15 protein-coding genes are annotated in these 14,986 nt (G+C 47.0%); 9 read left to right on the top strand and 6 right to left on the bottom strand.

The annotated features are described in order from the left end of the window. Positions 1–113: 113 nt before the first annotated feature. The 3 genes from LSG37_RS01695 to LSG37_RS01685 all read left to right on the top strand — a co-directional run bounded on the left by LSG37_RS01695 (position 114) and on the right by LSG37_RS01685 (position 3,416). Positions 114–2,393: a S9 family peptidase gene (locus LSG37_RS01695; RefSeq protein ID WP_233078129.1), complete on the top strand. Its 2,280-nt coding sequence runs from the start codon at positions 114–116 to the stop codon at positions 2,391–2,393. A gap of 366 nt (positions 2,394–2,759) precedes the next feature. Next, positions 2,760–3,059: a putative signal transducing protein gene (locus tag LSG37_RS01690; protein ID WP_233078217.1), complete on the top strand. Its 300-nt coding sequence runs from the start codon at positions 2,760–2,762 to the stop codon at positions 3,057–3,059. A gap of 75 nt (positions 3,060–3,134) precedes the next feature. Further along, entirely contained in the window at positions 3,135–3,416 is a 282-nt protein-coding gene (locus tag LSG37_RS01685; protein WP_233078128.1) for a hypothetical protein, read from the top strand. A 19-nt stretch (positions 3,417–3,435) separates the two neighbouring features. On the opposite strand, the gene LSG37_RS01680 is transcribed toward LSG37_RS01685, so the two are convergent. The 4 genes from LSG37_RS01680 to LSG37_RS01665 form a co-directional block, all read right to left on the bottom strand. After that, positions 3,436–6,018, bottom strand: a complete 2,583-nt coding sequence (locus LSG37_RS01680; RefSeq protein ID WP_233078127.1) for a chemotaxis protein CheB — start codon at positions 6,016–6,018, stop codon at positions 3,436–3,438. Between the two features lie 80 nt (positions 6,019–6,098). Further along, on the bottom strand, positions 6,099–6,707 hold the full coding sequence (locus tag LSG37_RS01675; RefSeq protein ID WP_233078126.1) for a PAS domain-containing protein: 609 nt from the start codon (positions 6,705–6,707) through the stop codon (positions 6,099–6,101). 232 nt (positions 6,708–6,939) lie between these two features. Continuing rightward, positions 6,940–8,529: an amidohydrolase family protein gene (locus LSG37_RS01670; RefSeq protein WP_233078125.1), complete on the bottom strand. Its 1,590-nt coding sequence runs from the start codon at positions 8,527–8,529 to the stop codon at positions 6,940–6,942. 225 nt (positions 8,530–8,754) lie between these two features. Continuing rightward, entirely contained in the window at positions 8,755–9,048 is a 294-nt protein-coding gene (locus tag LSG37_RS01665; protein WP_233078124.1) for a hypothetical protein, read from the bottom strand. 323 nt (positions 9,049–9,371) lie between these two features. Between LSG37_RS01665 and LSG37_RS01660 the strand changes: the two genes are divergently transcribed. Both LSG37_RS01660 and LSG37_RS01655 read left to right on the top strand, forming a co-directional pair. Further along, positions 9,372–10,058 carry a substrate-binding periplasmic protein gene (locus LSG37_RS01660; protein ID WP_233078123.1) on the top strand — a complete coding sequence of 229 codons (687 nt, stop codon included), beginning with the start codon at positions 9,372–9,374 and terminating at the stop codon, positions 10,056–10,058. Positions 10,059–10,088: 30 nt separating this feature from the next. Further along, positions 10,089–10,949 (top strand): AraC family transcriptional regulator, encoded by an 861-nt coding sequence (locus LSG37_RS01655; protein ID WP_233078122.1) that lies wholly within the window; start codon positions 10,089–10,091, stop codon positions 10,947–10,949. Here the strand turns inward: LSG37_RS01655 and LSG37_RS01650 are convergent. Continuing rightward, positions 10,914–11,504, bottom strand: a complete 591-nt coding sequence (locus tag LSG37_RS01650; protein ID WP_233078121.1) for a LysE family translocator — start codon at positions 11,502–11,504, stop codon at positions 10,914–10,916. The genes LSG37_RS01655 and LSG37_RS01650 overlap by 36 nt on opposite strands. 186 nt (positions 11,505–11,690) lie before the next feature. Between LSG37_RS01650 and LSG37_RS01645 the strand changes: the two genes are divergently transcribed. After that, positions 11,691–12,068, top strand: a complete 378-nt coding sequence (locus tag LSG37_RS01645; protein WP_269836417.1) for a DUF1304 domain-containing protein — start codon at positions 11,691–11,693, stop codon at positions 12,066–12,068. Between the two features lie 8 nt (positions 12,069–12,076). Here the strand turns inward: LSG37_RS01645 and LSG37_RS01640 are convergent, their stop codons facing one another. Further along, positions 12,077–12,823: a class I SAM-dependent DNA methyltransferase gene (locus tag LSG37_RS01640; RefSeq protein ID WP_233078120.1), complete on the bottom strand. Its 747-nt coding sequence runs from the start codon at positions 12,821–12,823 to the stop codon at positions 12,077–12,079. Positions 12,824–13,042: 219 nt separating this feature from the next. On the opposite strand from LSG37_RS01640, the gene LSG37_RS01635 reads away from it, so the two are divergent. The 3 genes from LSG37_RS01635 (at position 13,043) to LSG37_RS01625 (ending at position 14,919) form a co-directional block, all read left to right on the top strand. After that, positions 13,043–13,381: a YggL 50S ribosome-binding family protein gene (locus LSG37_RS01635; RefSeq protein WP_233078119.1), complete on the top strand. Its 339-nt coding sequence runs from the start codon at positions 13,043–13,045 to the stop codon at positions 13,379–13,381. A gap of 262 nt (positions 13,382–13,643) precedes the next feature. Beyond that, positions 13,644–14,543, top strand: a complete 900-nt coding sequence (locus LSG37_RS01630) for an NPP1 family protein (RefSeq protein WP_233078118.1) — start codon at positions 13,644–13,646, stop codon at positions 14,541–14,543. 139 nt (positions 14,544–14,682) lie between these two features. Beyond that, positions 14,683–14,919: a helix-hairpin-helix domain-containing protein gene (locus LSG37_RS01625; protein WP_233078117.1), complete on the top strand. Its 237-nt coding sequence runs from the start codon at positions 14,683–14,685 to the stop codon at positions 14,917–14,919. Positions 14,920–14,986: the final 67 nt, after the last annotated feature.

Raw genomic sequence — 14,986 nt, 5'->3', positions numbered from 1 at the left:
CGCATTCCAACTGACCTTGCCGTGCTTTAAACGTGAATTGGTTTTTGCTGCCTTTTGTTTCGCCGCTTTTTTCTATAGCTTGGTTTTTTCCTTTGCTACTGGTATCAATGGTTATGAAATTAACAGCTTACTGCGCTGCTTTTGCTTTGTTCTGTTGTATCTCTGCTCAGGCTGCGGTTGATACAGGTCAGATGGAGCAGTCTTTGTCGTTGCGGGATAACTGGATGAACCTGACCCGCGATGTGCTAGTTGAGCCAAAATGGGCGGCAGAGGGGCATCAGTTTCATTACAAGCTGAGTGTAGAAGGTGGCTTTTTATTTTTCCGCGACAGTGTGGAAAGTGCAAAACCAGAACCTGCCTTTGATCATCAATTACTCAGCAAAGCGTTAAGCCAGGCCTCGGGTCAGTCGTTCAGTGCCTTGCAGCTGCCTTTTGATAGTTTCAGTTACAGCCAGGATGGCCAGCAGATCCAGTTTTATTACGACAGCAAAAGCTGGCAATGTCAGTTGGACGGAAAGCTTTGTAAAACCCTGGAGCGTAAAGGCCAGCCTAAGGCTTTTGGTGTGGTCAGAGACCTACGGATTAAAGCCGATAACCCAGAACGAAGTTCACCTGATGGTGCTTACCAGGCGCAGACTCTTGGGCATAATCTGTTGATTAAAGCCAAAGATGGCAGCATTAAATACCAAAGTCAGGATGGTACAGCTGAGCAGTTTTATGACGCGCAATCTATTCAGTGGGCGCCCGACAGTTCAGCTTTACTGGTGATGAAGGTCAAACCCGGCACAGCACGAATGGTCAATCGTGTCTTGTCGTCGCCTGAGGATCAGCTTGAGCCTAAAACGCTGAGCCAGCTTTACCCTAAACCTGGTGATGCTGTGGATATCGACCAACCTGTGTTGGTGCAACTGAATTCCGGCAAGGCGCAACTGATCAATAATCAGCTGTTTAGTCAGCCTTATACGCTGGATAAAGTGCAGTGGCTGGCTGACAGCAGCAGTTTTACTTTTCGTTATACCGAACGGGGTCATCAGTTGGTGCGTATTATTGCAGTGGATGCAAAAACGGCGCAGCCACGGGCCTTGCTGACAGAGCGCAGCGATAGCTTTATTGACCAATGGGGCGCTTTTTATCAGCAGTTGCAGTGGGCTGACAACGATTTTGTCTGGTTGTCGGAGCGGGATGGTTGGGCGCATTTGTATCGGTATGACAAGAATGGTCAGCTGAAAAATCAGATCACTAAAGGCAACTGGCGGGTACGTGAAGTGCTGCATCTGGATGAAGAAAAGCAGCAGTTATGGTTCGCTGCCAGTGGCATGGACTCGCAGCAAGACCCGTATTTTACCCATTATTACCGTATTAATTTCGATGGCAGCGGCCTGACAGCATTAACTACAGCCAATGCTACCCATCAGGTGAGTTTTTCAGCCGACCGGCAGTACTACATCGATTTATATTCACGGGTGGATTTACCTAATGTGGCTGAACTTCGCCGCAGCAGCGATGGCAGTTTAGTCCGTATTTTGGCCAAAGCCGATATCAGTCGTTTAACCAAAGCGGGTTTTAAAGCGCCGCAACCTTTTGTCGCCAAAGGCCGTGACGGCAGCACAGATATTTGGGGATTAATAGTCAGGCCACAACACTTTAAGCCGGATCAAAGTTACCCTGTGATTGAGAACATCTATGCCGGACCACACGACAGCTTTGTGCCAAAAAGCTTCTGGCCTTTCGGTTTTCATTCCGGCGGCGATAAAGTGATAGGCATGCAGGCCTTGGCTGATCTTGGCTTTGTGGTAGTACAAATTGACGGTATGGGCACCAAAAACCGCTCTAAAGCTTTTCATGATGTGGCCTGGAAAAATCTGGCTGATTCAGGCTTTCCGGACAGAGTGTTGTGGCACAAAGCCGCAGCTAAACAATTTCCCTGGTACAACATAGCGTCGGGTGTAGGTATTTACGGGGCTTCAGCAGGGGGGCAGAGTACGGTCGCCGCATTACTGTTTCAGCCTGATTTTTACACTGTGGGTGTGGCGTACGCAGGGTGTTACGATAATCGTATGGACAAAATCAGCTGGAACGAGCAGTGGATGGGCTATCCGGTTGGGCCTCATTATGCTGCCTCATCTGTGACTGAACATGCAAAGCTGTTGCAGGGAAAGCTGCTGATTATCAACGGTGAACAGGACAGTAATGTTGACCCTGCATCTACTATGCAACTGGTGAATGCCCTGATTAAAGCCGATAAAGACTTTGATTTGTTGCTGGTGCCGGGAGGCGAGCATGCGGTAGGGCGCTCTATTGGCCCCATTCGTTATGTGCAGCGTCGTCAATTCGACTTTTTCCTACGTCATTTAAAGCAGCAGCAAACACCGAATTGGAATAAAGCTCAGTAGCCAGGCTGTGCAATGTAATTTGGGCGGCTGAAGCTGGTATTTGTGGCGGCGAAAAAGGGGGCTGTCAAAGTACGGCCAGCTACCTGAAATGGAACGGCAACCGGACAAACGCCAATGCGAGCGCTGGTTCTGTCTGTGGTTGCACTGGCATGTAAGATGATCTGGTTTGGTTAACCGCCGCATTTGTATTTTGTATAAAGCCACTGTTTGATCGTTAAACAGTGGCTTTTTGAGTTGAGGTGATGTCCCTTCATTTTTCTTTGCACCAAAACTAAATGCTTTGCTGTATCTTGAAACTTGGTCCGGCCAGGTCCAGAGTTTATGGAGTTGCACCTGGTGGACCTTAGGAGTAAAACCAGCTTGAAAATGATCTACACCCATGAAAACCGGCTTATTGTCAGTAATATCAAAAATATTCTGCAGCGCCGTGGTTTTGAAGTTTTTGTCAAAAACGAACATGCAGTCAGTGTAATAGGTGAAGTCTCTGCTTTTGATAGCTGGCTGGAGTTATGGTTGGTGGATGAAAACGATTTTGCCTTAGCCAGCCGAATAGTACAGAACCTGAAGCTAGATAGTGACGCCGAAGACTGGGTCTGTAGTCAATGCGCCGAAGAAAATGCCGCTTCGTTTGAGTTGTGCTGGAACTGCGGCACTGATCAGGGCTGAGCGAACAGAAATAACTGCGGCGCAGGCTTTGGCGCTGTATAGTCTTGCTGACTATCCCACAGATGAAAAAATTGTATGAATTTAGATAAAGCGAAAAAACGCCTGTCAAAGCAACTGACCAAAGGCTTTGAAGGTTATCCAAGTGTTTCGCTGGCTTATTTTGGCGAAACTGCGGAGAAGGCCACCGAAGTGGTGGTGACCTTTGTATTGGAAGAAGGGGCTGCAGCGCAGCAGCAAAAATTCTCTGCGACAGACGATGTGCGCCAGGATGAGACGATTCAGTCTGTACTGGTCAAAATTATTGAGCGCTCTGGTGCAAAAACCGTCACTGAAGTTCCGGGTATCAGCCTTAAATAAGTTGCACTAAAAGGCCCTGTCAGGGGCCAACTGGAGTAGGAGTCGATTGCTCGCGCAAAGCAGCTTCGAGTTTTTTAGTAGTGCTGATATCCACCAGGGTAATAACGACCCCGTCTATCACATTGTCCAGCCGACGATACGGCATAATGCGTACGGTAAACCAGCGCTCATCACTGGTTGGAATTTGTTTTTCAGAAAATACCAGGGTGCGTAAGGTGTCCTGGGCGTCCTGATGCAGGCTTGGATACAGCAAGCTGCTGGTCAGATCGGTCAATGGCCTGCCCAAATCACTTTCACGCAGGTTAATAATTTTGGCGGCTCTGTCTGTGTAACGTCTTACATTAAGTTGCTGATCTAAAAACAACACCGCTATTTCTATGCTGTTTAAGGTATTTTGCAAATCGCTTTGCGCCAGAGCTAAATCATCCAGTTTAGTTTGCAATTCAGTGTTAATGGTTTGCAGCTCTTCATTCATCGATTGCATTTCTTCTTTCGAGGTGGTTAACTCTTCGTTGGTGGATTGCAGTTCTTCATTGGTCGACTGAAGCTCTTCATTACTGGATTGCAGCTCTTCTTTTGAGGCCTGAGTTTCTTCACGCAGCAGCTGAATTTCATCCAGGTATTGTTGCTGCACTGCAGCTAAGGAAAAATCGACGCTTGATGCTGGTTCTTGTGAGTCTGTGACTTCACCTGCCACATCACGGAACACAATCATCGTCATGCCCTGCAAAGCCGAAGGTTCACGCAGCGCCTGCACTGTCACATCCACCCGTTGTGTTGTGTCTTGCACTGATACCGTTAGGCCACGTAGCTGCAAGGGCGCACTATGTTGAGAGGCTTGTTTTAATGCGGTGGCAAGCGGAGCTCTTAATCCTTCCCGCGCCATAGCGTGGAAATTCCAGTTGGCTTTACCAGCTGCGGGTTCGAGGTATTTGCCTGTCCTGCCACTGATATAAACAATATCGCCACCGCTGTTCAGCACCACGGCGGCTGGTGAATAAACCTGCAACAACAATTGATCGGCTGCGTTTTGCAGGTTATTAGTTTTTGGCACAGCAGGTTTATCAGTGGGCACTGGATGCTCCTTAGCAAGGGTCGACAGCGGAGGAAAAGATTGGACTGGCAGCTTAGAACCGGCCTGGGCTAGGCGTGGCTGGCGCTGGTACAGTCTTAACTTGGCCTGCACTGGGGTAAATAAATCATGAAAACGGCCTGTGGTTTCTGAACTGCCGAGCAGCAAAATACCTTGATCACGCAGGCTGTAATGAAACAGTGGCAACAAACGCCGTTGCAGTGTGGTATCAAAATAAATCAACAGGTTGCGACAGACAATTAAATCCAGCCGGGTAAAAGGCGCGTCAAGAATAACATCATGTTGCGCATATAAAATTAAATCACGAACTGCTTGTTTGATTTGATAGCAGCTGTCATGGCGAATAAAAAAACGCTCCAGCCGTTCGGTTGATACATGCTCAGCTATTGACAGCGGATATTGACCACGGCGTGCACTAGCAATGGCATCAGGACTGAGATCGGAGGCGAATATTTGCAGGCTGTAGCCTTTAAACTCGCTGTGCTTTTCTAACAGTTCGCAAAAGGTGATTGCAAGCGAGCAGGCTTCTTCCCCGGTAGAGCAGCCAATACACCAGGCCCGTATCGCTTTGGTTTCCATGCGGTGGTGCAGTAATTCAGGCAAGACCACATCAGATAAATGCTGCCAAACGGCTGGCTCGCGAAAAAATTGAGTGACACCAATCAGCAGTTCTTTAAATAGTAAATCCAGTTCCTGCGAATTATCGTGCAGAAAAGCCGCGTAGTCTGACAAAGACGCCAAAGCGTGGATCGCCATACGTCGTTCAATACGGCGCAGTAAAGTACTGGTTTTATAAGAGGAAAAATCATGGCGGCTATGACGCTGCAACTGCACCACAATCTGTTGTAAATAATCTGAGGGCAAATCTGCAATTTCTAAAGGGTTTTTCTGCTGCGGATGCACTTCTGGCTTGTGAGCTAATACCGCCAGAATACGACCAGGCAGTTCGGCTGGGGTATCAATGATGTCGGCAAAACCTGCATTAATCACACTGTTGGGCATCGAATCAAATTGGGCGGAATCCGGCTTTTGTACTGCAGATAACCCCCCCACAGCTTTGATGGCCTGAGTGCCGGTTGTGCCATCTGAACCCATACCAGACAGCACTACTGCTATAGCGTTTTCGCCAAGCGCACTTGCTAAAGAAGAAAACAAAATATCAACAGGTAAACGTAAACCCCGCACTTCTCCGGGTTTAGCTAAGTGCAAGCTGCCATTGACGACCGTCAGCTCGGTGTTTGGGGGGATCACATACAGATGATTGGCTTGTACTTGCATACCCTGACTGGCTTGCTGTACCGGCATAGTGGTGACCCGCTGCAATAACTCAGACAACAGTGCTTTTTTGGTTGGATCCAAATGCTGGACTACAATCCAGGCCAAACCTGTATCAGCTGGCGTTTGTGCCAGAAACTGATTCAGCGCTTCCAGACCCCCGGCCGATGCGCCTATGCCAACGATACGTATTGCTTTGGTTTCTGAGGTCTGTGAAATAGTGTGCGAACTCAATCAGATAGTGCTCATTACAGAAAAGAAGATGGCCCACTTTTGCCAGTGGGCATTAAAGCTCAGCCATATAAATCAATACGTTAGCTGGGCAGCTTCGGCTCATCATCGCACACCATCATCATAATGGCGCGACGGTCCGGTGACAGACTGATGTTTAGTTCCAGACTCTGTGGACCCTGCTGAGCTGGACTTGTCGTCAGGATTTTGTTCAGGCTGGTATCACCACTTTTCAGTCTGGCCAAAGCAGCCCGTAATTGAGCTTTGCTTTCAGCGTTTAATAAAGAATCTACCGGCTGGCCAAGAAGTTGTTCTGTAACAGTACCAAACAAGCGTGCTGCGGCAAGGTTACAATCCATAATAACACCGTCCGTTCTGAGCAGCATACAACCTACAGGTGCCATCTCGAAAAACATCCGGTAGCAGCTTAGCTCATGACCAGATTCCAGTTCATTGGCCTGTAGTTGTTCAAGCTGCATATCCAGCTCAACCTGATAGGTTTGCAACTCGTGCAGTAATTTAAGGCTGTCTACTGCGGTATCTGGTGAATTACTTAGTTGATACAGCACAGAAAGTGCTTCAGCACTGGCAGCCACTGCGTCACTGAATTGGGCTGTGCCATTTTTAATTCTTTCGTTTGCTTGCTGGCGTAAAGAAGTAAAGTCTTCATGGGGATGGTTGAAGTCAGACATACAAATCTCCGTTGTGAGTGACGATCATGGACCGCGCTTGCTGTCACAAGTGGACGGCGGACAGAGGGCCATCTGCGTCTGGCTTCCCTAAAACTAAATAGCTGCTGGAGTATAGACCTATTTGTTTAGCTGATGCACTGATTAATGCAACAGCCCGGAGAATAGGGCGGGATAAACTTTGCTTGATTTAGTCGGATGAACGGGCGGGGAGAAGCCGCCGCCCCTACAGCTGTTATTTTTTTGCTTTGTGCACGTCTTTTTCGCTTTGAACCAGATCACGCACATCCTTCAGCAACTGCTGCGCGTCGTACACTACACCGTCTTTGATGGTGTAACGTACACCTTTGCTACGCTCTGGCTCATTGTTGGCATTTAAACGGTAATGGCCTGTGCCATACAGCACTTTAAAATTCGCCAGCGGGTTTTCTGCCACTATCAGCATATCGGCTTTTTTGCCTGGTACTAAGCTGCCAATGTCTTTCTCCATACCTAAAGCCTGAGCACCATTTAAGGTAGCGACTTGTATCACTTCCAACGGGTTAAAGCCTGCTTCACGCAGCAACTCAAGTTCCTGAATATAAGCAAAACCATAAATTTTATAGATATAACCAGCGTCTGAACCTGCTGTCACACGTCCGCCATGGTTTTTGTAGTCATTTAAAAACTGAAACCAGATGCGGTAATTTTCGCGCCAGGTAATTTCCTGATCCGTGGTCCAGTCAAACCAAAACGATCCATGGGCATAACGGTTTGGTTTAAAAAAGTCAGTTAAAGTGGGCAGGGTGTAGTCCTGATGCCATTCGGCGTTGCGCTGGGCGCTGGCATCGCGGGTGGCCTCGTAAATAGTCAGGGTAGGGTTGATGGTAAAGTCCAGTTTGATCAGTTCATCCCGCACCGCATTCCATTTTTCTGAACCCGGTGCTGCTGCTTGTTTCCACAACTGGCCTGCGCTGGCGAATCTGTCCTGCTCATTCTGATAGTTGTAGTTGGCCGGGTAATTTTGGATCACTTGTCCTGTAAATAAAGCTTCTGGCAAACCATACCAATGTTCCATAGAAGTTAAGCCCATACGTGCGCTGTCCAGTGCATTGGTACCCATCACGTTGAGCTGAGCGTGGTGCATCATAGTGCCGAGTTTTTGTTTTTTGGCTTCATCCAAAGCGGCTGAGATAATAGTCGGGGTAGCGCCAAAAAACTTAATGCCGGAAGCTCCGGATTTTTTAATATCCCGCACCCAATCCCTTGCTTGTTCCGGGCTGAATACGGGTTTGCTCAAGCCTTGACCAAAGCCGATATAAGGCACAATACGCGGAGCCACTATAGTGTTTTTTTCTGCGGCTTTGACATGGCGCATAGTCCAGTCGACACCGTTAAAACTGCCAGGTTCACGCACTGTGGTAATGCCGTGTGCCAGCCAGAGTTTAAACACATATTCAGCTGGTGTGCCGTTAGCCGACCCGCCTATATGACCATGCATATCGACAAAACCCGGCAGAATATACATGCCACTGACATCCATTTCCTGATCCCCAGCCTGAGCTTTTGGCCGTCCTTCCGGCAATACAGGCACACCCGGATTCCCTACAGCTTTGATTTCAGTGATGCGATCGTTTTCAATCACTATATCCACAGGCCCAACAGGAGGCGCACCTTCACCGCTGATATAAGTACCGCCACGCAAAATCAGCCGTTTGTAAGGGCCTTCGCCTCTGTCCCGTTCTGGTGCTGAAGGGGTTCGTTCAGGTGCAGCGGGAGCGGCTACAGTGGGCTGAGCTGCAAGAGTAAGTAACAAGGCTGTGCAGAACAAAGGCAGAATACGCATAGGTTTCCTTAGTTTTTATTTTGTGTATACCTGAAAACACTATGGCAAGCTACGGAACAGGCTGCAACTGAATAGGTTTAACCCACTTGGCGAAGCGACAAATAGGCAGCCAGTTTGGTTTTTAAAGCTGAAAGTCGTTTTAGAACAAAATGAAAGGCACAACACCACTGCAGACCAGGTTTTGTTTATCTATCCTTTGGTTGAATGCTGTGCTTTGAGAACAAACTATCTGGCGCTGGCTCCACCGCCCCCTAAAAACATGGCGGCACCTATGACAAAACCAATATCGTACCAGCCTCCTGAATTGGGAAAAGCATAGATACGAACGTCGGTAAAATAGCTGCCGATTAAGCTGAAAACTATACAGAAGCCGTGGATAAGTCCCATGACAAAACTCATAGGGTCTGATTCGCTTTGGCCTGCCATGGGCTGGGTTGCACATCCGGCTAAAATACCGGCAACAACAATAAACAGCAGCAGGTTTTTATATTTGATGGCGGCGCGTTTGATGAATTGCATAGATATCCTTGATAAGTGCTGACAGTTGAGTATTCGATAGCTTGGTTCTGGTGATCATGCGATGCAATACCCTGTTCGCGATTCAGTGTAGCACAGGTGATATTCCCTTTATTTTGTTTAAATTTTTTACAACAGAAGGCACTAATGGAAGTCCTGTTGTTTTAGATTAAGCCTGCAACTGGTGGCTTGTTTTGATCTGGTTTATCTTTAGAGCATCAAGGTTAAACTGAGTTTGTCATTTGCGATTGTATCTGTATCTCTGGCTATTGATATGGCCTGTATCAGCGGTAAGTCAGGATGATGTCGCCCCCACAGACTCTGCCATGCTTATTCACATTGCGGCTGAGGATAACTGGCCGCCATTTTCTGATCACAAGGGGCAAGGTTTGTCCGAGCAGCTGGTCAAAGCAGCTTTTGCCACTCAGGGTTATCAAATCACCACTGTCGTTGTGCCTTATGCCCGGGCTTTGTATTTCACCCGCCAGGGCAAAACAGATGCGTGTTGGAATGTTACGCGTCAGCAAAACACAGAACAGGAATTTACCCTGCATAAAACACCATTATTTAGTGCCGATTCTTCATTCTATTATTACCTCCGGTCAAAACCTTATGCTTCGGTAGCGCAAATTCCGGATGGAGCTGTAGTAGGTGTTATTTTGAGTTATGAATACGGTGATTTATTTGAGCAGCATAAACACAGGTTTAAGCTGGTTCAGGTGTCAACTCATGCTCAGCTTATTGGTTTGTTAAATAGCAATAAGCTGGATCTGGCGATATTTTTTGATGATGTATTGCGTTATTACCTGCAACACGAAGGCATTAAAGCGCAGAATATTCAACGTGGTCAGCTGAACTACAGCAGCGAAATTTATCTGGCTTTTAGCAAAGATAATCCCCAGAGTATCAAAAGGGCTAAAGCTTTGGATGCTGGTATAAAGCAGCTTAAAAAATCCGGAGTTTATCAGCACTTGCTGTCAGGTATCAGACCAGAGCCTGGTTCCTCAGATTAGCCAATGCAAAAAGGACAGGCGGACAGATAAATGACTCCCTCAACTTACCCATTATTCTGGCGTCACAGCAGCTTACCTTATGTGGAGTTACGTTTGGTAGTGGATGGGCGCAAAGTCACTTATGCACCGCATTCACATCAGCAGTGGTCTGTGGGGGCTATTCTGGCTGGACAAAGTGAGTTTCTTTGTGCTGACAAGCTGCATTATGTGGAGCAGGGTGCTTTGGTGGTGATGAACCCGGATCAGGTGCATGCCTGCAACCCTCGCCAGGGCTCGCCCTGGGCTTATTACATGATGCATTTGGACAAAGACTGGTTAGCTGATCTTTTACTGCAGACAGGCGTCAGAGCCCAGGATCTTTGGTGTGACACTCAAAGTGATACGCTCCGTGAAACCTCGTTGTTTGACGGTTTTGTTGGCATGGCCGGGTATTTGATGTCACCCCGGCACAAGGTTGATGAGAAAGAGCAGAGGTTAAAGACCTATCTGATCGAATTGTTTTTACAACTGGATAAACACAACCTGGCAACAGATGATCTGTTGCCAACTAACCCTTTGTATCAGGTGGCCGCTTATCTGAATGAACACTGCAATGAAGACAGAGCTATCGACAGCATCAGTGCAGAATTTGGTTACAGTTCAGGTTATCTGGTTCGCTCATTTAAGCGTCTTTTTCATATGACGCCTCATGCTTACCGGTTAAACCGCCGGGTGCAATTGGGGCAGCAGGCGTTAAAACAAGGTGAGGCCATTTCTGCAGTAGCTCTGACTACAGGTTTTAGTGATCAATCCCACTTTCAGCGGGTATTTAAACAAAGAGTAGCGGCGACACCGGATCAGTACCGCCGTTCTGTGTCAGAGCAAGATCAAGATGCAGCTCGCTGCAAGTAACAACGCCAGAGATTTATTCAGTAGTCGCATGCGTCGTGGGCTCTGTAAATACTGACGCAGCACAATACCAGCCCAAAGCCATGCCCCCAGCGATAGCCAGCAAATAGGCAAATAAAGACCGGCAAACAGCAGTAGTTGTTCAGTACTTGCTTCTGGAATATAAGCGGCAATACCGGACAAAGATGCCAGCCAGGCTTTGGGATTCAGCCATTGCATTAAAGCACCGGTGATAAAATCAGGCGCTTTAGCTTCCGGGTTATTAGTCAGCTCTCCGCTGTCACAGAATAACTGGTAGCTAAGATAGAGCAAAAAAGCGATCCCCAGCCACTGCAGAAGCAGTGTAAGTAAAGGCAATGCAGCCAGCACATGATGTAAACCAAAGCCAATAGTTAAAAACAACAGGATAAAACCCAGGGTTGCACCTGTGATAAAACTCAGGCCTTTCGCCACTCCATAACGAGCACCATGACTCACCGATACCAGATTAACTGGGCCAGGTGAAAATGAAGCAGCAAAGGCAAACAACGCCATAGACATAATAAGGGATAAGGTCATAGTGGTACTCCTGTAGTAACTCAGTCAGGCGTCGACTATGGGCCTTCTCACCCTTGCTGTATTGGATAAAACTGACCTTTCGTTTTTACTTTTGTAGTTAACCTTCAGCAGCAGAAAAATCCTTGCTTTACAGCTAAGCTGCTTAGGTAAGATGGTATTTATTCCGCTGATCATAAGGAAAAAGAGATGGCGTTGATCACAAACCTGGTGATATTTCTGGTGGCATTACTGCACTTGTATTTTCTGGTGCTGGAAATGTTTTTATGGGACAAACCTAAAGGCATGAAAGCTTTTGGCCTGACGCCACAAAAAGCGGCTGATACCAAAGTACTGGCGGCCAATCAGGGCTTATACAATGGCTTTCTGGCCGCTGGTTTATTCTGGGGCTTGTTACAGGGCATAGTGCATCAGGGCGATGCAGGGCTGGAATTTAAAGTATTTTTTCTGCTTTGTGTGCTGATAGCTGGTTTGTATGGCGCTATGACGGTCAGTAAGAAAATCTTCTATATTCAGGCTATGCCAGCAGCTGTTGCCTTAGTTTTGTTGTTTTTATCCTTGAATTAAAAGGCTTGTTAACGCTTGATACAAACAAAAAGCGCATTACCTGAGTGCTTGTCCCAAGCTGCGATTTTTTCGTAGTTATGCTCAAGCACATGCACTTCAAAATAAGGGCAAAGCAGTTGTTCCAGTTCAGCAAAACTGATGGCAACCATAGGGTGCTGGTCTTGCCAGAGATGCTTCAAATCAGCCGTGGTTTTTTCTATGCTCAGGTTCAGCGACTGCTGCTCGCCGGTACCACTGTAATTCCAGCCGGATTCAAATACAAAATGACTGTTGTTAAGAACCGCGCTGTGTCGTACGTAAGAGCTGTTGTCGATTTTGTCTTTATCCACTGAATTAAAACAAAATACGCCACCAGGTTTTAACGCACTAAATACACTGGCGATGCAGGCTTTCAGGTTTTTTATGCTGGCGCTGTAATGGATGGAGTATAAAAAACAGGTGACCAGGTCCACAGGATGTTCCAGTTGAAAATCACACATATTCTGCAGTATAAAGCGGGCTTCAGGGCAACGTTGCTGCGCTTTATCCAGCATAGGCTGGTTTAAATCCAAGCCGCTGCTTTGGTAACCAGCGTCCAGAAAATGACGGATATGTGGCCCTGTACCACAAGCTAAATCCAGATGTGTTTTGCCTTCAGTACCAAAAAACTGATGCAACCTGCGCGCACTCTGGCTTTGCGCCTGATAGTCGATATCAGCACACATCAGGTCGTAATAACCGGACAAGTCTGTATACAAAGCATTAGATGAGTGCATAGAGGATTTAGTGCTCAATTTTTCGGCCGCGCATCATATATCAGTTCGGTGTTTTTGCGAAGTCAGTTTGAGCAGTTCAGAGCAACCAGGCTCTGGATTTTGCGGAAATACAGCCTTGATCCTAAAAAACACTTGCCAAGCAGGGGGGAATAACGAGACCCTATAGCACTTTTATTCTGCTGTTGGCTGAATTTCCGGCCAGTGCACCAAGGAGATCCCATGTCTAAACCTAAAAGCCGTCGTTTACAGAAAAAGCTCTATTTGGGCGAATTTACTGAATACGGTTTTATGTTGTCCTGTTCATTAGGCCTGGAGTCTGATCAGGATTTCAGCAAATTGCTGGACCAATTTATTACTGTGATTGAAAGCCGTGATCTGGTGATGGCCGGCGGTGGCGATAAAACTCAGTTTGAAGCCTTTATCTGGTCTGCACACCGTTATGGTTCTGCCACACAGGAAGATATCTCTGTGATCACCGCATGGTTTAAAGCTCTGCCTTCTGTTGACCAATTAAAGGTTAGTGAGTTGGTCGATGCGAACTATGGCGTAAGTTTTTAACAGATAAAATTTTTTCCGAGTTTTACCATCAGGATCCGGCTGCTATGCCGGATTTTTTTTAAGCTATAGCTGACAACAGCATTAAATTTTCATGATGACTTCATGCTGTCATTTACCGGACCTTAGACTGTTGTTTCTAATTTCGCTTTTAATCTGGAAAGCGAAGTTGGGACAAAACAACAATCATCAATCGGAGGTCCAACTCGTGTTCAGTACATTCAAATTAACAACCTTAATGACAGTAAAAAGCTGTTTAGTTTTTTTGGCCTTGTTTCACCTCAATACTGCCAGTGCGGATGAATTTCCAAGCTGGGATACGGCCATTACCGCCTATAACGAAGGTCAGGTTAGAAAATTTCATCCCACTTTTGATTTTGATTCGGATGGCTGTTATCCGGGCACGCCATTTCATCGTTATGAATCCTTACGCCAGAACCCAGGTTTAGCTGCAACGTCCAGTTATTATGGTGGCTGCCGTGATGCGGGCTGGGGTAATACGGCCAATACCATCCACAGACAGTTATGCCAGCAAGGGACGGACGGCTGGGAGCGTTGTGCACATTTTTATGAATTGTATTTTGAGAAAGATCAGGCGGTGCATTTAACCTTTTTAGGCGGTCATCGTCATGATGTTGAGACTGTGATTGTCTGGACTCTGAAAGGCCATAATCAAGAATTTGTCAGCCATGTATCCACCAGTGCCCATGGTAACTTTGATACCCGAGCTATGAGCACCTTAGAGCAACACAATGGTCATCCGTTGGTGGTGTATCACAAACACGGCATCCGAACTCATGCCTTTCGTTTTGCCAATGCAACTGACAAAGCCAATGTGGAGTTTCTGGGCAACTGGGGCGAGTTTTATGCACCTAATATTATTAGCCATTACCGTGCTGTAGCTGTGTGGGACTCGAATGAGCGCACCCGCCATGACCGCAATACGCAATACCGCATCGCGCTGGAGCAATCGAACTTTGGTTCAGCCAGCTTTAAAACCCGTAATGATGCGCTGATCATGGAGCAAGCGAACAACAATGTGCCGCGCTCTGATGTCTTGTGGGCTAACACTTGGTTTAACTGGGATGATATAGCCGCCACCAAAGCCAAAGAGTTACAGGCAAACTACCCTAGTATTTATCAGGATATTAAAGACCGCTACTAAGCATCCATTTTTTTCAATGTGCTGCAGCTGACTGCAGCACATTGCTTGTCTTGGGTTGTTTTCGCGTCGTTGTATTTCACAGTTGTTGTCCTTGCATGTTATAACGCAGTTAACAAAAAACATCAGCACGGAGGCTCAAGTGGCTTTTACTGAGCAGGAAAAAACCGCTTTATTGCAGTTGAAAGGCGTAGGCCCCACAGTGATCCAACGCTTTGAGCAAATTGGCCTGGATTCTTTTGAAAAACTGGCCAGCCACAGCGCTGCCGAAATCGCTGAACGTGTGGCCTCTATGCTCAGAACCAGCTGCTGGAAAAACAGCCCACAGGCTTTAGCTGCTATTGAAGCAGCGATTCAACGTTCAGCTCAGGGGTTGTAGCAAGAAGTTACAGACGAAAAACAGATAGCAGAGCTTAAGTTTGAGTTCAGCATGGACTGCTAGCTTT

Source organism: Rheinheimera soli, from assembly GCF_021290985.1.
GTDB classification, from domain to species: Bacteria; Pseudomonadota; Gammaproteobacteria; order Enterobacterales; family Alteromonadaceae; genus Pararheinheimera; species Pararheinheimera soli.
Note: the sequence above shows the minus strand (reverse complement) of the source record. Positions and strands in the feature narration are given on the sequence as shown.